Raw genomic sequence first — 15,789 nt, forward strand, 5'->3', positions numbered from 1 at the left:
AACGTGGCCTTATTTCGTCAGGTTTTTTCTATCAGCTGCAATTGGTGGTTGTTCCATCCAAGCATTATTAATCATAATATTTGCTCCTTGATTGGCATACTTAGAAATTTCAGCAATTAGTCGCCCGTAATGAACACCTAAATCATGTCTTGGACTAATAGACATGGAGGACCCATATTGGCCCATACCTGAAGCAATAAGTGTTGTAACTAGAAACATCATTAATTTATCCGAAAAAGGTGCAGTTGTTGAGTTAGTTACTTCGGATGTCAAGATACGGGATCCATCAGAGATAAATTCTTCGTTTAAGATGGATGAGAAAATTTCTAGATGTTTTGCGGCAATATCACGTCCTTTTTCAAAATACTTTTTAACCTCTTTTGACTGTGCTACTTGAGCGAATCCAGCAACAAGTGCCTGGCCAAGTGCATTACGCCTGGTGTTTAATACAAGTGCTGTAATCTCCACACCCAGTAATGGCCTGCGTTCACCCAGCCATCCTGCCAAAAAGCTATCATTCGTTACAAAGTCGATTTGCTTCGCCTTTGGAATTTGCGGATAACGGATATAAAGGCCCTTTGCTTTGGCTGTATCTTTTGTTATTTTGTACATTCTCTGTGTTTCGTCTACAGCTTCTATATAAAACTGAATAATATCATCTCGTTCAACTTGAGATGAGGCTAATCCGTAAATAGCCATACTAAAATTAGTTACATTTAACATTAAATCAAGATATATGCGATCGGAAAAAAGTCTTGGTGCTTCCGAATTAACATCTTGTTCTGTAAAACCTTGAGGAATTGGATAGTTTTCAGCATTAAATATATCAGTAATTTTCTTTTGATGTTCCTCCGATATTGCTAAAAATTGTTCTAGTATGGAACGGATTTCTTCATCGGTAACATTTGCTAAAAAATGACGCAATCCACAAATTAACATGGTGTCATTTTGATAGGATGTCCAAAGGGTTGAAACCTCTGCTACTGTTAATTCTTCTTGATAGTAATAATTAGTTTCCAACTTTAAAACCCCCAATTAATTTGCGTAAAGTGGTTTATATGCAATAAATGTATCTTAACTCTTCCATTCATTTTTTCTTAGCTAATTCGTCACGATCACTTGCACGTGGAGGTTCTTCCATCCAACCGTTATCAATAAGAATGTTCGCACCATCTTCTGAATATTTAAGGATTTCATGTATCAATCGATCATAGTGTGCTGTTAAATCACGCCTTATGCTAGTCGATATACTTGTTCCATAATATCCAATCCCCAATGCGATTAAACCAGTAATGATAAACATCATCATTCTATCAGAAAATGGGGAAACTGTGGATTCTGTCACATAAGTATCTGAAGTCATTGGAACTGGTAGGTCATCTTCTCGTAATATTGATCCAAATACTTCATTATGCTTGGAAGCGATTCCTTTTCCACGAATAAAGAATTGTACTACTTTTTGTGAATTCGCTACTTGACTGAAACCAATCAAAGTAGCGACCCCCTAAAGCATTACGCTGGAAATTAGCATAAAGATTGGTCATCTCCAGTGATAATAGTGGCCTTCTCTCGCCAAACCAACCTGTAAGAAAACTTTGCTTCTTAACAAGGTCTACTTTTTGAGGGTAAGGGATATACGGGGAGCGTACATAAAGTCCCTTCTGCAAAAGAACTTTTTTTACCATTGTATCCATTTCATTCGATTCTGTCAGACATTGCCCAAAATATTGGTCAATATCTGAACGTACGGCTAAAGACTTTGACACACCGTAAGCATTTAGAGATATTTGCGCCATCTGATTCATAAACTGCAGCATATAATTATCGGTAAACAAGCGTGGAGCATTCACGTTTAAGTCTTGATCTTCTGAAAATCCTTTTGGCAATGGGTAATTTTCTTTAGTGAAAATGGCCGTTAGTTTTTGGATATGAGTTTGAGATAACTCCAAAGCATGTTCTAAAATTGGACGAACATCAGCATCTTCAACGTTCTTCAAAAAATGCTTTAACACGCATATGGAGCCGGTGTCATTTTGGTATGAAGCCCAAAGTTGGGATAGCTCTGCAGAGGTTAGTCTTATGTTCTTTTCGTTTTCCATTATTTCCCATCCTCCATTACAGCGTTTTACTCTCCAATATTATTTGGAATTATTGAATAGAATATTCATTTTACATCTTATTTTTTCTAATGAAGCTAGCATCAAAAAACAGTATTTTAGAGTTACCTTTCTCTAAGTTTATAAAGAGCTTTAGTTAATTTTTATTAAACAATCTGGCCCTATTCTTGAATAGGAGTAAGGGTTACAAGTTTATATGTCTCCAGATTTTTCAGCGCATATTACATCCCATTCCTTTGCATATAGCTTATCCTTAATTATAATCTCCGTCATTCCTGCATCAGTAAATTTATCATCATAATAATCCTCATACATAATAACACCCCCTTATAACTACTATCGAAACAAGTTAGAAGAAGGTGGCATTGTTATCTTAAATTCTTAAAAAATTCAGATTTATTGATAATATCTAGAAAATTTAAGTTAGATAATATCCTTTCAGCAGGAGTAGTAAGAAGGAAGGTAAGTGCTTAATGGTTAATGACAGAGGAACAATTAAATGGACATCGATGATGATGGCTGAACATATTGAGATCTTAAAAGAAATTAACGATCAGCAGGACTGGAAAGAAAAGCCCATTATCTCTGATTTTCAAAAAGAAAAAATGAACCTGGCTTTACAACTTGCCTTGAAAGATGACCTTACCATTGAGTTAGAGTATTTTAAGAACCATGTCTACCATAAGATTAAAGGTAAGCTGTTAGGTGTAGGTGTACTTAATCAATTCGTAACAATAGACGATCAGACATTACCGTTAGATAGTTTAACTGGTGCCTGGATAGATTAGAGCCTAAACTTATATCAATCTAATCTTGAAGTGTTAGGATGTAATAGTTTCTGATATATTATTTAATAATTGAATTAGATATGCTAAAGTAGATTTAGTTAAACTTTACTTGAGGTGTAAATATGGAAATTTCTTTAGGTTTACTTATATTTCTTAGTATCATCTTTTATTTCGTGCTTTATATTGTTATTGAAACAGCAGTGAGAAGAGGTATTGATGCATCAAAGACAAACGAAATACTTAAAGAAGTTTATAAAAAAATTGAAAAGAAAGATTAAGGACTAAAATAAAATGAAAATCTCCCTTATTGGTATAGAAATAAGGGAGATTTTCATTAATAACAGAAAAAATGAATCTTTAGTAATAATCATCTTGTGCGTGAGTAGTTATTGAAGTTATATCAGTACTAGATACACCTGACCAGCTTATAGATGGCGCCCCATATGTAAGGCTATACGAGAAATTAGTCTCAGTACTAGTTGCTTGGTGAGAATAATTCCCATAAGCGTTTATGAAGTTTGGTCTTGTGCTAGAACTTCTAGCAATCCAAAAATAAGCATATCCTTCTAATTCGATTACCTCTTCTGCAGCATGGGAATTTTTCAAATTCATTTTTACTCCATAACCTGATCCTTGTCTATTCCATTTGGAACTTGACGAGCTATAATTGGCACTTCCGTAATCAACAACGTTTTCAATAGGATGTATAGTTTTCCAAGATTGTTTCCCGTACTCTGATTCAGGTAACGGGGTGTATAAATCATCAATGGAAGTACTAAGAACATCGATACTACGAGTTTTGGGCATTATGTCCCATACAAATCTTGAATGTAGCCTAATACCAGAAGGGTACTTTTCTATTTGAGTAATAAGCCTTCTGTAGCTAGTTGACGTAGAGTCTTCATCGTCGAAAGTAGTAACCTTGTTTTTTTGTTCTTTTACTCTTTTAAAGTACTCTTCTTTACTAAGTTCTGTTACTTTAGGTTTAAGATTACTACTTATAAATGCATTGCTAGTTTCTATACTAGAATCTTTTACTTCAAAGAATTTAGAATCTCTGGACATTGATTCGGGGTCCAGTTCAATTAATTCATTAAATTCACTTTCTTCCATAGTTCTAATAGTCAAATCAGAGAAACCTAAATCTATTAATTTCTCATATTCTTCATCACTAATATTAATTCCATGAGAATTAGTTAACTTTGCTTCCTCTGCAAAAACAGAAGTCTGAAACAATAATAATACACCAAGTAAAAGTCCTGAACTTAATAAGATTTTTTTAGCCATAGTATACTCCCCCAAGTTTAAATTAAAACTTAATCCTTAACGTTTCCCCCTCCCCAATCGATTAAGTTCACTGAAAGTTTAGCATACATAAAATGATAAAAGAAGGGATTTTTCCCATAAAGGTAAAAAAATGTCTATTTTTTAACTTTTATAGTTTTTCCATGTTTTTCTATTACTTATCTCTCGTTTTAGTTTGAAAGGATTCATAAAAGAATCTTGTTTTTACCTTACCAGACAACTCCGCACCCAACAGACAATGGCGACTAACAAAGATAAAATCAAGAAGTATAAAGAAGTGAGTAAAGTAATATTTAATCAATATTACTTTACTCACTATAAGCATCATCCGATATTAATATGGTATACGATATCTGATTTACGAAGTGGAAAATTAAAAGAATCTTGTGAAACTGTAGGCTTAAGATATCGTATTTATGGTAATATGTAGAAAAAATATTAAGAGAAGATATTTTATGGAAGCAGAAGATATAACGAAAGTTGAAGTACGGTCATACTTTGATAAACAATACTTAAGTATTTTATCCTGTTCAAATACCTTCACTGCGAAGGGAAGAATGATGAAATCTTTTGCTAACTGTTTTAATTCCTCATTCATGGAATCACCTCAAAGAACGTTTGTTCTATTCTTATTATATGCAGTGATTAAGTTTTTATCAACTTTTTGTTCCACAATCGCGCCCTTTAACGGAAGACTTGATTTCAAGATAAGTTTTTCTGGACTTATCGTTCCGTAAACTTTATACTAAATTATATGAATGGGGGTGTTGTAAGTTGGGTAGAAGTATTAGTTTTAACAAAGAACAGGCATTGGATAAAGCTATGTATTTATTCTGGGAAAAAGGTTATGACGCTACGTATGTCTCAGATCTTATTGAAACGATGGGAATAAGTCGATCCACTCTCTACGATAGTTTTGGAGATAAGGATGAACTATTTAAACTGGTTTTAGATCATTATAAAAACTATGGCTATCGAAAGAGAAATTTGCTTTTTAGTGGTATCAACACGAAAGCATCATTAAAATCCTATTTTTATCAACTTATTGAAGAATGTTATTCAGATGACCTCCCCAAAAGTTGTATTATAACGAATTCTTCACTGCTTATTGGACAGATTGATCCTTCTATAGAAGAAATCCTTTTAAATGATTTTAATGAGCTTGAGAAAATAATTAAGCAAGTCATTGAAGAAGGAAAAAAGAAAGGAGAGATTTCACAACAGGTTAACTCTGAATTAGTAGCATATTCTTTTTTAAGTTTAAATCATAGCATTAAATTAATGTCTAAATATAAAAAAGAAAAAAATCTAGCACAGGGTCTAGTAGATAAGGCTATTGCAGATTTATAGTCTTTCTTTTTTTAAGTATTTTGGAATGATCGTACCAGAAAATAAAAATAAACACATAAGGAATGATACTGTTGACTAAAAAAGCAAACCTTTTAATATTTATTTTGGCAATTAGTTGTGGTTCACTGGCTACTAATATTTATTATGCACAACCAATTGTACAATTCATTGCAAAAGATCTGAACATCTCTTCTGATTTATCCGGATTGCTCACTACCTTGACACAAATTGGGTATGGATTGGGATTATTTTTTATCGTACCAATGGCTGACTTATTTAAAAGTAAGAAAATCGTTGGTATTCTTATCGTGCTTTCTATTATTTCATTAATGGGTACTCTTATTTCGACAAATGGTATTGTTTTTTTAATATTAACAATCATAATTGGCATTGGGGCCTGTGCGGCTCAAATATTAGTTCCACTCACAATGAGGATTGTGCCCATTGAAGAGACAGGTAAATATGTAGGTAAAGTGATGAGCGGTTTATTGATTGGGATTATGATTGCTCGCCCATTATCTATCGGAATAACTGGCTGGTTCGGCTGGAGAATGGTATTTCTATTTTCATTAATAACGCTAGTTGCCGTATTACTGTTAATTATAAAATTTTTGCCCGACTATGAAGTAGCATCAACTAGTAACATGTCATATTCAAATTTATTAGCTTCTATGGTGAAGCTACTAATAAATACATCTCCGTTACAACAAAGAGCGTTTTATCACGCATGTTTATTTGCAACGTTTAGTCTTTACTGGACAGTTATGCCAATTTTATTAAGGTCTTTACATTTTTCAAATAATGAAATTGCATTAATTGGATTTGTTGCAATAGCAGGGGCTTTATTAACTCCTACTATCGGTAAAATAGCAGATAAAGGTTATATTTTTACAATGACTAATGTATCAATGGCATTCGTACTATTATCTATCGTACTATTATTTTTTGTTCAAGATCATTCATCATTTAGTGTAATTTTAATCGTTATCTCAGGCATCGGTATCGATATTGGTGTATCAGGAAATATGTTATTAGGTCAAAAGGTTATCTTTGGTTTGAACGCCGAGAAAAGAAATAGACTTAATGGATTATATATGACTATTTTCTTTTTGGGAGGAGCCTTTGGTTCATGGATTGGAAGTTATGCTTACTATAAATTTAATAGTGAAGTAACTTTACTCATTGGAGCAGCTTTGCCTTTAATCGCCTTATTAGTTCATTTAATAAAAAATAATACAATAAATTTATCAAAAACCAAAAGTAAACACGTGTCCTAACTATCAATGTTCCCAAGAGTTAGAGTCAAAATCTAATTTTTGGGGTACAAACATTAGCATTATCTTCTACATCAGGAGCAAATTAATTACTATTATTGCTTTCTCCAATGCCTTATTGCATAATTCTATTCTTCAATTATTCTATAAGATAGTTTAAGTACATTTGAATCTCATTTATATTCTGTTTTCTTTAAAGATGTTGCTCCACAATCTGGCCCGTTTGTTGCATTGTCAAAATCCATATTGTCAACTGTCTCGATCTGTTCTTCCTTTTTATTAATCAAAATTTTAAATGTCTCGTCTGACTCAAAGTTTGTGGAATCAAGGTTGGCTTTGGCTAATGCTGGAGGTATTATTAATGGGGGGAAACACATGGCTATATTTTTCCCATCTTATTTTATAAAAGCTGGTTTCCAAACAGAAAACCAGCTTTCCTATTTTATATTTAGGCACTTACATGATAACCTTGTTCTTCAATAGCTTCTTTCATGGCATCAACATGTACTTTTGATTCATCAAAAGCAACTTCTACATTACCAGTATCTAAATTAACTTCAGCTGCTGATACGCCATCTAGTTTTTTTAATGCGCCTTCAACTGACATTTTGCAATTACCGCATGTCATGCCTTGCACATTTAACGTTTTCTCCATGACTTTTTCACCTCCTTTAAATTTGTCTATTTATAGTTTCACTCGTTTTAAGCGAAGGGAGTTCGAAACAACACTTACCGAACTTAATGCCATTGCCGCACCTGCAATCCACGGTGCAAGTAGCCCAATAGCTGCAACTGGAATCCCTGCTGTATTGTAGCCGAATGCCCAGAAGAGGTTTTGACGAATATTTCTAATCGTTGAATGGCTGATTTTAATTGCTTTCGGTATGAGTAATAGCTCACCACCTAGAATTGTAATGTCAGCAGCTTCAATTGCCACTTCTGTACCGGTCCCAATGGCGATTCCTATATCTGCAGTAACCAATGCAGGTGCATCGTTCACACCGTCACCTACCATTGCCACTTTTTTATCTAGTGACTGAATTTCTTTGATTTTATCTGCCTTTTCTTCAGGTAATACTTGCGCAATTACATGGTCGATTCCTACTTGTTTTGCAATAGCCTGCGCTGTTCGTTCGTTGTCCCCTGTTAACATGATCACTTCTAAGCCTTGTTCCTGCAATTCTTTAATTGCTTGTGGTGCGGTTTCTTTAATGGTGTCAGCAACCGCGACAATTCCACGATAGTTTCCATCAATGGCAATTAACATCGCTGTTTTTCCTTCAACTTCGTAATCAATCAATTCTTGTTCCGCACCACCAACGTCGACATGATGATCTTGCATTAATTTTCGATTTCCAACAAGAACGTGTTTTCCAGAAATTTTAACTTCAATACCATGACCAGGTATAGCATCAAATTCCTTTACTTCCACAAAATCAACATCATGCTCTGTTGCATAAGCAACAATGGCTTCAGCAAGTGGATGTTCTGAACCTTTTTCCGCACTCGCAAGCAACTGTAATGTTTCCTCATCACCTGTAAAGTTTGTTACTTCAGGTTTTCCCTTTGTAATCGTTCCAGTTTTATCAAGAACGATTGCCTCTAACTGATGTGTTTTTTCTAAGTGTTCTCCACCTTTAAACAAAATTCCACTTTCAGCAGCCTTTCCTGTACCTACCATAATAGAAGTTGGTGTTGCAAGCCCTAACGCACATGGACAAGCAATAACAAGTACAGCAATTCCCGCAACTAAGGCAGGCTCAAATTGACCAGGCTGGACAAATGAAATCCAAACGATAAATGTTAGGATGGCAATACCTACTACAATTGGAACGAAATAACCTGAAATAACATCAGCTAACCGTTGAATTGGCGCCTTTGACCCTTGAGCTTCCTCCACGACTTTGATAATCGATGCAAGGGCGGTATCTTTCCCTACTTTTGTCGCTTCCATTTCAATCGAGCCATTTTTGTTTATCGTTGATCCGATAACAGCTGCGTCCACGTCCTTTTCAATTGGAATGGATTCCCCCGTAATCATCGATTCATCAACAGAAGTTTTCCCCTTTATAACCATACCGTCTACCGGTATTTTTTCGCCTGGTTTTACAACTAACCGATCACCGGCGACAACCTCCTCAACTGGCGTCATGATTTCCTCTCCATCTCTTATTACGCGAGCTTCTTTTGCCTGTAAATTTAGCAAAGAGGATAGTGCATTCGTTGTCTGGCTTTTGGCTCTTGCCTCCAAATATTTACCAAATAAAATCAACGTAATTAATACAGCACTCGTTTCAAAGTATAAATGCGGCATATATTCAGGATTACCGATAGTCTTAAATGCTTCGTATAAACTATAGAAATAGGCAGCACTCGTACCTAATGCAACAAGTACATCCATGTTCGCTCCACCATTACGAAGGTTCTTATAGGCGCCAACATAAAATTGCCATCCGATGATAAATTGAACGGGTGTTGCTAAAGCAAATTGGAACCACGAATTCATGAATATATCTGGTATCGTCATATTAAATAAATGAACCAACATTGTTACTAATAACGGTAAAGCTAACACAGCTGAAATGATTAACTTCGTCTTCTGATGTTTTAGTTCCTTTTCTTTGTGTGTTTGCTTTTCTGATGCTTCAGCTTTAGGTTTTGCATCATAGCCAACATTTCGGATTTTCTCAATCAAAGCCTTTTGATCGACTAATCCAGCGTTATACTCAACCGTTGCACTTTCCGTCGTTAAGTTTACAGTTGCAAGCTTAACACCATCCTGTTTATTCAAAACTTTCTCAATACGGTTAGAACAAGCTGCACAAGTCATCCCAAAAACATCAAATTCGGCTTTTTCCGTTAGTACACCGTAACCAGTATTTTCTATTTTCTTTGTAATCTCTTCAATAGAAGCCTTCTCTGAATCGTAATCGACGGTCGCCTTTTCTGTTGTTAAATTGACTTGGGCTTCTACTCCATCCATTTTATTTAAAACTTTTTCAACGCGATTGGAACAAGCAGCACAGGTCATTCCTGTTATACCAAGTGTTGCATGATTTGTTTCGCTCATCATCGTTCCCTCCCTTAATTACTTGGAAAACTGCTTCAATACACTCATTAATTCCTCAATCGTTTCTGTACCTTCACCTTCTCTGATCGCATCACTGACACAATGATTGATATGTCGTTCCGTGACAGAGAAACCTACATTTTTTAATGCGGATTGAATGGCGCTAATTTGTACTAAAATATCTACACAATATCGATCCTCTTCCACCATTTTCTGTATTCCACGAACTTGACCTTCAATTCGCTTTAAACGGTTAATGGTTTTCTCCTTTTCATCTCGTGTTCTTGGTTTACTTGGTTGATTACGTAAGAATTTATCCAACTCAATCACTTCCTTTTTGTTTATACTTATACTATACCCCCATATGGTATATTTGTCAACAAAAGCTTCATATTTTGTAAAATAACCTAGAAAATTCTTTAATATTAGATTGAAAGTACAGGCTTAATTTACCACTTTTATTTCAAGGTCAAGTCCCGGCTATATAACCCTGGGACTTACCCTATTTTTACCTATTAGATTCTTCCTGCTTTGGTGAACGGGTAAACAGAAGTGCTAATACAGCACCTAAAAAGGCTATGATACCGCCCCAGAAAAATGCCTGCTGAAAACCTTCATTCAAAGCAACTAACTGAGACCCGGCTGTACTGGAAGCAGTTGCTACTCCAGCAATAGCCACCAGTATAGCTAGACCAATTGCGGAACCAATTTGGAAATTGGTATTGTATAAACCGGAAGCAAGTCCTGATTTTTTCGGCTCTACTTCCGATACAGACGCTGTCGTAGACGCTAAATAAGCAAGTGCATTACCGAGTGCTGCTACAAATGAAGGGAATAATACACTTATGACGTAAGTACCATCTACTGTTGCAAATTGCGAAAATAAAATATTACCTAAGCCGAGAATCACGAAACCAACAACCATAGTCATTTTTATACCCAATTTGGCCAATACTTTTTCTGCCACGACAATTATGAAGAAAGCCATAAACAAAGGTACAGGCAATACTGCCATTGCGCCGGCTGTCGGAGAGTATTGTAACACTTGTTGCAGATAAAGGATCAACATATATATTAATGGGAACCATGCTGCCTGTGTTAAAAAGACACCGACATTACCGATACCTAAGTTAGGTGTTTTAAATATATTGAGTGGTAATAGCGCTTCTTTCATTTTGGATTCTACGATAAGAAAAATCAGAAATAGAACTACTCCGACAATAAGAGAAATCACAACATTACTTGATGTCCAGCCACTGTGTTCCGCTGATACAATGCCGTAAACAATTAACATCAAAGATGCTGTGGCTAAAGCAGCACCAACATAATCAATACGTCCTTTAAGTCTTTGCCCGGATTTTTGTAATAGTTTAGGGCTAAGAATCAAAACAAGAATACTTAATGGTACATAGATGAACAATGTCCAGCGCCATCCGAAGAATCCGGTTATGAGTCCGCCAAAAACAATTCCGAATGCACCACCTGCTGCACCGGATAAGCCCCAAAAAGCAAGTGCTTTTTCTTTTTCGGGAGTGCTGAAATTGAAGAGTCGCATTACCATAGACAAAGCTGAAGGTGCAATTAATGCTGAACCCAATCCTTGAATCCCACGGAATATATTTAAACTTATCTCATTCCAGGCTAAACCTGCAAACAAGGACGAAACAGCCAAAATAAAAACACCTAAGTTAAAAATACGGCGATTACCATATAAATCGGCTAATTTACCCCCTAATAACAGGAAACCTCCAAATATAAGAAGGAAAGCGCTCATCACCCATTGTAAACTTTCTTGGGTATATCCGAGTGATTCTTGAATTGACGGTAATGCGATTTGAATAATAGACGCATCCATTATTACGAGAAAGTTTGCAAAACATAATAAAAACAGTGCCTTCCATCTTTTAGGGTCAGGTTGCGAAAGTGTCTGTGAATGTGTAGACATAATGATATTACCTCCAGTGTTACAGTTTAATCTTTGTTTTAATATTAAAATAATTGTTTGTGAAAAGGTGAATTATAAGTCCTTACCTATTATTAATCCACAACGGATAAAGCATTTTATATTAACTTATCAATTGATCCTTACCTATCCTTTTCCAAAATTTAAAGAATGATTCCCTTTTTTTACCCAGATGTGAATAGGCAGAAATAATCTTATCTACGATATCATACAATTCCTCTGGTGTTAGATTCTCCCTCAGCAAGAAACCAACCGCAGCGTCTTTTCCTTTTGCTTTTCCACCAACATATAAATTGTAATGATCCTTAAATTTCATAACACCTATATCGCTTAGCATAGGTTCTCCGCAACCTATTGGGCAACCTGTATAGGCGATCTTTAGGGTAAAGGGTACAGGTTTTCCAGCAAAGCGTTTATTTAATTCTTTTGCTACTGGCATCCCTTCCCGTTCTTCTCCTTTACAGAAATTGCAGGTTCTCAAGCTTTTTACAAAGTTTCCAACTGGATAACATGCCAACCCAACACTTTCAAATTCTTCTATGGTTTCCTCTTTTCTATTCTCCGGAATTTCTATATAGAGTTGTTGAAAAGTAGTTAACTCAAGTTCATCATCTTCACTCATATATTTTGAGATTGTCACAAGTTGCTTGGGATTTAGTTTTGCCCCGAACCCTATTCCACCATTTACCGCGATTTTCGTTTTTTTGACATCGGTATTCATATAATTTCTCCCTCTTTTCATTAAAATTACCTTACATAGGAAGGGTATAATTTAATAAAAAAACCTCCCCAACATACCTAGTTATTAAATGTCAGCTATCTTACATTTAATAACTGCTTAATTTCATCCTTATTTCTCTCAAACCCTATCATGCTCTTCGGTTTTCTCCTCAAACCCAAAAGGGACGGCTTAGAAAATACGAGCCCCGGAACGATTCTATTTCCTGTTATCTTTATAAGATCCTTCTCTTTTAATGGTTGTTTTGCTAAATCATATTCTTTATGAGGAATATGATGAACTTGCAAGAATTTCTTCAAGTCTTGGCAATCAGAGCAAGTGGGCCTGGTGTAGACTTCAAGGTGAAAGTTTTTCACTCTACCCTTACCTCCCTTTAGTTTATAAAAATGCGCGTTAAAAATAGCCCCAGGTCAATTGCTATTGACCATAAAGGTACAAAATTTTGGGATCGCTCTGCGTAAGCACGATCATCCTACTTAGGCAACATCGTATCCCTGTTCTTCAATAACCTCTATAATATCTTTCAAATTCACTTTATCTGGATCAAAGATTACATCGACTTTTCCATCTTGCAAATGAACCTTTAGCGTTTCAACACCGTTCAGTTCTCCTACACTCTCCTCAATAGAGTTCACGCAATGTCCGCAAGACATGCCTTGTACGTTAAGTGTTTTATTTGTCATTTAAATTACCTCCTATTTTTAATTCTTTTTTACCTTACCATACCCCAGTTAGGTATTGTCAAGTGTAAAATTTATTTCGTTATCTCGAAGTTCTTTTGGTACGACTACCATTCCTAGTTCATCTAATTTACGGGGTAGCGTCAGGAAAATGCGGATTTACAAAGTTAAGGAAATTCCCAAATTAAAAAGCCCAATTTATAACATATATATACGCCTTTTTCGTTACTCCGTTAAAGCGCCCGATACTAAAATATTATTAAAGCTACTTTTTACTTTAATAAGAACTTTCCTTTACCTTTTAGGCGAACTTATAAAATAAACAAAAGTCCGAACCCTGTTGCAGTGACGTAAGGTTAAAGTATAATATATATTACAAAATGAGTGAAATATATAAATACACATAATTTTAAAATTAATTAGAGGGTTTTCGAAATGAAAAAGCATATTTTTACTGTTAAAGATATTGTACGGATAACAGGTGTCACTGCTAGAACACTACATTACTATGATAAAATAGATTTATTAAAACCAATTCGCTTGTCTAATAATGGTTATCGAGCATATAGCCGTGAAGATTTGGAAAGCCTTCGAACTATTTTATTTTTTAAAGAAATGGATATTTCTTTAAAAGAAATATCAGATATTATGCAGCTATCGAAACAAGAACAACTACAAATTTTAAAAATACATGATCAAACACTGATCGAAAAACAACAACGTTTAGGTGCAATTATTAGTGACTTAGAGGATTATGTATCAGGAAAAGATATATTTAATTTGAATATCTTTAATAACTCACCAATTTTGCCACTATCAGAACAATATAGCCGTGAAGCCAAAATGGTATTTGGTGAAACAGAGAAATATAAAGAGTATGAGAAGAATATAGAAAAACTATCTGATAAGGAAAAAGAAAATTTATATGATGAATTTGCAAACAATATGGAAAAAGTATTTAAAAAATTAGCAGAACAAATACATAAACTTCCTTCTTCTAAGGATATACAGAAACTAATAGTAGAATGGAAAAATTACATGGAACAAAATATGACTTGTGATACAGAAATTTTAAAATGTATTGCTAATACCTATAAATCTGATAAGAGATGGAAAAACTATATCAACCAATTTAGTGATGAAGATTTGAGTGGATTCGTTTATCGAGCAATTATGTATTATTGCAAAACTATTAGGTAGTAATAAAGCATGCTGCACAATCAGCATGCTTTATTACATTAATTTAATTTTCAATATAGCCAGATGCCTTTATGATTTCATCGCCATCAGTAATCGTAGCCTTTTCTATTGAAATACCAGGCTTTCTCAGATATGCCTGTACTGCATGATATCCTACAGCATAGCCTCCACAGAAAGGCATTCCGAAGTCTTGAGTCTCTGGCATCATTGGGTGCTCCCCGAATATATATTTACGAACTTCCATAAACCCTCTGACATCAAGTGATTTTGAAATTATTCTTCTCGCGGTTTCCAAATCCGCTCCTTGTACACCTGTTACCCAGGGGCCAATATGCTCTTCTCCAAACATACTAGCTGCAAAGCTTTCAGCCAAGCCTTCAATAGCAAGGTATCTTCCAACTGTTATGTCAGTCATAAAATTCCAATTTGTATTATGGAAAAGCACATTGTGATGAAACTCGTGGGCAATACATGCATTCAGCTTTGGAAGATTCTTTTCGTTCGGATCTATCATTATTAATATATATCCAGGTATAGATCCCATACCCGTGTATCCTTCAAACATTGCTAAGTGTTCTGGGTCTCCTAAAAAGATTCCTACAACAACTTTTTCCGGTAAGGGAATGCCGGCATTTTCAAAGCGAGATGCTGCAGCTTCAATCGTCCTTTTTGCATTATTCCACTAATTCAATTGATGGATTTTCATACTTTTCCTTTTCACTGAAAACGTTATCATAATATGCTGTATCCAAAAAAGAAAGCACTCTACATCGAACCCATCCCAATTCATCATCTACACTGTATTTCCTAATCTTCATAATTACTTCTCTCCTTAAATTGTTATTTTTTGTTAGATACTCTTGGAATAAATAAAGACCTCCGTTAATACGAAGGTCTTTTTAAAAAATAATTTTAAATTTTCAATATTATTAACTTCTTAATGAGGGGGCATAAACCATCGTATGGATTTTTGTTATAATTTTATAGTTTTTCATTTGAATCCCCTCCCTCACCTAATATCCAACAAATTTAATTATACAAATAATTCTTAAAAAAGGGAAGGAATGTCCGAATAACACATTTTCTAACTTGCAATTTCCATTTTGCTCATTTACTTCATGAAGCTAAAATATATTCTACGGGCACGATTGTAGAAAGTCAAAAATGATAATGATTGCTACTCTATCCTGTCGAACTAACTTACCGTTAACTCATTTCTATAAATGTATCTTCTATAAATTGGTATTCTCTGTCTAAGATACTCATAAATACATCTGTTTCATACTTACCTCAATTAAAGCTC

18 protein-coding genes and 1 pseudogene are annotated in these 15,789 nt (G+C 34.8%); 5 read left to right on the forward strand and 14 right to left on the reverse strand.

Annotated features, from left to right (window positions below):
• Nucleotides 1-9 precede the first annotated feature (9 nt).
• From BN990_RS11030 to BN990_RS23390, 4 genes are all read right to left on the reverse strand, one after another.
• Complete coding sequence (locus tag BN990_RS11030) at nucleotides 10-1,020, reverse strand: DUF3231 family protein (RefSeq protein ID WP_038244129.1); 1,011 nt, start codon at nucleotides 1,018-1,020, stop codon at nucleotides 10-12.
• Between the two features lie 67 nt (nucleotides 1,021-1,087).
• Complete coding sequence (locus BN990_RS23475) at nucleotides 1,088-1,492, reverse strand: DUF3231 family protein (RefSeq protein ID WP_021291468.1); 405 nt, start codon at nucleotides 1,490-1,492, stop codon at nucleotides 1,088-1,090.
• Nucleotides 1,410-2,099 (reverse strand): DUF3231 family protein, encoded by a 690-nt coding sequence (locus BN990_RS11035; RefSeq protein ID WP_306465037.1) that lies wholly within the window; start codon nucleotides 2,097-2,099, stop codon nucleotides 1,410-1,412. Before BN990_RS11035 ends, BN990_RS23475 begins: the two co-directional genes overlap by 83 nt.
• A 210-nt stretch (nucleotides 2,100-2,309) precedes the next feature.
• Entirely contained in the window at nucleotides 2,310-2,432 is a 123-nt protein-coding gene (locus tag BN990_RS23390; RefSeq protein WP_021291459.1) for a hypothetical protein, read from the reverse strand.
• A gap of 158 nt (nucleotides 2,433-2,590) precedes the next feature.
• Between BN990_RS23390 and BN990_RS11040 the strand changes: the two genes are divergently transcribed.
• A complete protein-coding gene (locus BN990_RS11040) occupies nucleotides 2,591-2,905 on the forward strand; it encodes a YolD-like family protein (RefSeq protein ID WP_038244132.1) in 315 nt (104 codons plus the stop codon).
• 122 nt (nucleotides 2,906-3,027) lie between these two features.
• Nucleotides 3,028-3,183, forward strand: coding sequence for a hypothetical protein (locus BN990_RS22600; protein ID WP_021291461.1), 156 nt, complete (start codon nucleotides 3,028-3,030; stop codon nucleotides 3,181-3,183).
• Between the two features lie 79 nt (nucleotides 3,184-3,262).
• Here the strand turns inward: BN990_RS22600 and BN990_RS11045 are convergent, their stop codons facing one another.
• A complete protein-coding gene (locus BN990_RS11045) occupies nucleotides 3,263-4,192 on the reverse strand; it encodes a hypothetical protein (RefSeq protein WP_021291462.1) in 930 nt (309 codons plus the stop codon).
• Between the two features lie 792 nt (nucleotides 4,193-4,984).
• Here BN990_RS11045 and BN990_RS11055 point away from each other — a divergent pair.
• Together BN990_RS11055 and BN990_RS11060 are read left to right on the forward strand one after the other, a co-directional pair.
• A complete protein-coding gene (locus BN990_RS11055) occupies nucleotides 4,985-5,560 on the forward strand; it encodes a TetR/AcrR family transcriptional regulator (protein WP_038244145.1) in 576 nt (191 codons plus the stop codon).
• 62 nt (nucleotides 5,561-5,622) lie between these two features.
• Nucleotides 5,623-6,837 carry an MFS transporter gene (locus BN990_RS11060; protein ID WP_101953535.1) on the forward strand — a complete coding sequence of 405 codons (1,215 nt, stop codon included), beginning with the start codon at nucleotides 5,623-5,625 and terminating at the stop codon, nucleotides 6,835-6,837.
• Nucleotides 6,838-7,282: 445 nt separating this feature from the next.
• Here BN990_RS11060 and copZ (BN990_RS11070) read toward each other — a convergent pair whose 3' ends face one another.
• The 7 genes from copZ (BN990_RS11070) to copZ (BN990_RS11100) all read right to left on the reverse strand — a co-directional run bounded on the left by copZ (BN990_RS11070) (nucleotide 7,283) and on the right by copZ (BN990_RS11100) (nucleotide 13,289).
• The gene (gene copZ / locus BN990_RS11070; protein WP_021291470.1) at nucleotides 7,283-7,489 is read right to left on the reverse strand and encodes a copper chaperone CopZ; all 207 of its coding nucleotides are present in this window, start codon (nucleotides 7,487-7,489) and stop codon (nucleotides 7,283-7,285) included.
• Between the two features lie 30 nt (nucleotides 7,490-7,519).
• On the reverse strand, nucleotides 7,520-9,907 hold the full coding sequence (locus BN990_RS11075; protein WP_370457708.1) for a heavy metal translocating P-type ATPase: 2,388 nt from the start codon (nucleotides 9,905-9,907) through the stop codon (nucleotides 7,520-7,522).
• A gap of 15 nt (nucleotides 9,908-9,922) precedes the next feature.
• Nucleotides 9,923-10,225 carry a metal-sensing transcriptional repressor gene (locus tag BN990_RS11080; RefSeq protein ID WP_021291472.1) on the reverse strand — a complete coding sequence of 101 codons (303 nt, stop codon included), beginning with the start codon at nucleotides 10,223-10,225 and terminating at the stop codon, nucleotides 9,923-9,925.
• A 187-nt stretch (nucleotides 10,226-10,412) separates the two neighbouring features.
• Complete coding sequence (locus BN990_RS11085) at nucleotides 10,413-11,849, reverse strand: MFS transporter (protein WP_038244157.1); 1,437 nt, start codon at nucleotides 11,847-11,849, stop codon at nucleotides 10,413-10,415.
• 121 nt (nucleotides 11,850-11,970) lie between these two features.
• Nucleotides 11,971-12,588 carry a nitrite and sulphite reductase 4Fe-4S domain protein gene (locus tag BN990_RS11090; RefSeq protein ID WP_021291474.1) on the reverse strand — a complete coding sequence of 206 codons (618 nt, stop codon included), beginning with the start codon at nucleotides 12,586-12,588 and terminating at the stop codon, nucleotides 11,971-11,973.
• Between the two features lie 95 nt (nucleotides 12,589-12,683).
• Nucleotides 12,684-12,962 carry a glutaredoxin family protein gene (locus tag BN990_RS11095; protein ID WP_021291475.1) on the reverse strand — a complete coding sequence of 93 codons (279 nt, stop codon included), beginning with the start codon at nucleotides 12,960-12,962 and terminating at the stop codon, nucleotides 12,684-12,686.
• Nucleotides 12,963-13,082: 120 nt separating this feature from the next.
• Nucleotides 13,083-13,289 carry a copper chaperone CopZ gene (copZ, locus tag BN990_RS11100; protein WP_021291476.1) on the reverse strand — a complete coding sequence of 69 codons (207 nt, stop codon included), beginning with the start codon at nucleotides 13,287-13,289 and terminating at the stop codon, nucleotides 13,083-13,085.
• A gap of 432 nt (nucleotides 13,290-13,721) precedes the next feature.
• Between copZ (BN990_RS11100) and BN990_RS11105 the strand changes: the two genes are divergently transcribed.
• Nucleotides 13,722-14,486 (forward strand): MerR family transcriptional regulator, encoded by a 765-nt coding sequence (locus BN990_RS11105; protein ID WP_021291477.1) that lies wholly within the window; start codon nucleotides 13,722-13,724, stop codon nucleotides 14,484-14,486.
• A 43-nt stretch (nucleotides 14,487-14,529) separates the two neighbouring features.
• On the opposite strand, the gene BN990_RS11110 is transcribed toward BN990_RS11105, so the two are convergent.
• Entirely contained in the window at nucleotides 14,530-15,147 is a 618-nt protein-coding gene (locus BN990_RS11110; RefSeq protein ID WP_081856135.1) for a DUF2268 domain-containing protein, read from the reverse strand.
• A 19-nt stretch (nucleotides 15,148-15,166) separates the two neighbouring features.
• Nucleotides 15,167-15,304, reverse strand: a pseudogene (locus tag BN990_RS21945) (GNAT family N-acetyltransferase); the annotation flags it as partial.
• Between the last annotated feature and the right edge of the window lie 485 nt (nucleotides 15,305-15,789).

The organism is Virgibacillus salexigens, from assembly GCF_000723585.1.
Classification (GTDB): domain Bacteria; phylum Bacillota; class Bacilli; order Bacillales; family Amphibacillaceae; genus Virgibacillus; species Virgibacillus salexigens.

Bases quoted from the DNA above. Each gene is read 5' to 3' on its own strand.
- BN990_RS11040 (WP_038244132.1), top strand. From the start codon at position 2,591: ATGGTTAATGACAGAGGAACAATTAAATGGACATCGATGATGATGGCT.
- BN990_RS23390 (WP_021291459.1), bottom strand. From the start codon at position 2,432: ATGTATGAGGATTATTATGATGATAAATTTACTGATGCAGGAATGACG.
- BN990_RS11090 (WP_021291474.1), bottom strand. From the start codon at position 12,588: ATGAATACCGATGTCAAAAAAACGAAAATCGCGGTAAATGGTGGAATA.
- copZ (WP_021291476.1), bottom strand. From the start codon at position 13,289: ATGACAAATAAAACACTTAACGTACAAGGCATGTCTTGCGGACATTGC.
- BN990_RS11060 (WP_101953535.1), top strand. From the start codon at position 5,623: ATGATACTGTTGACTAAAAAAGCAAACCTTTTAATATTTATTTTGGCA.
- copZ (WP_021291470.1), bottom strand. From the start codon at position 7,489: ATGGAGAAAACGTTAAATGTGCAAGGCATGACATGCGGTAATTGCAAA.
- BN990_RS11085 (WP_038244157.1), bottom strand. From the start codon at position 11,849: ATGTCTACACATTCACAGACACTTTCGCAACCTGACCCTAAAAGATGG.
- BN990_RS11105 (WP_021291477.1), top strand. From the start codon at position 13,722: ATGAAAAAGCATATTTTTACTGTTAAAGATATTGTACGGATAACAGGT.
- BN990_RS11075 (WP_370457708.1), bottom strand. From the start codon at position 9,907: ATGATGAGCGAAACAAATCATGCAACACTTGGTATAACAGGAATGACC.
- BN990_RS11035 (WP_306465037.1), bottom strand. From the start codon at position 2,099: ATGGAAAACGAAAAGAACATAAGACTAACCTCTGCAGAGCTATCCCAA.
- BN990_RS11045 (WP_021291462.1), bottom strand. From the start codon at position 4,192: ATGGCTAAAAAAATCTTATTAAGTTCAGGACTTTTACTTGGTGTATTA.
- BN990_RS22600 (WP_021291461.1), top strand. From the start codon at position 3,028: ATGGAAATTTCTTTAGGTTTACTTATATTTCTTAGTATCATCTTTTAT.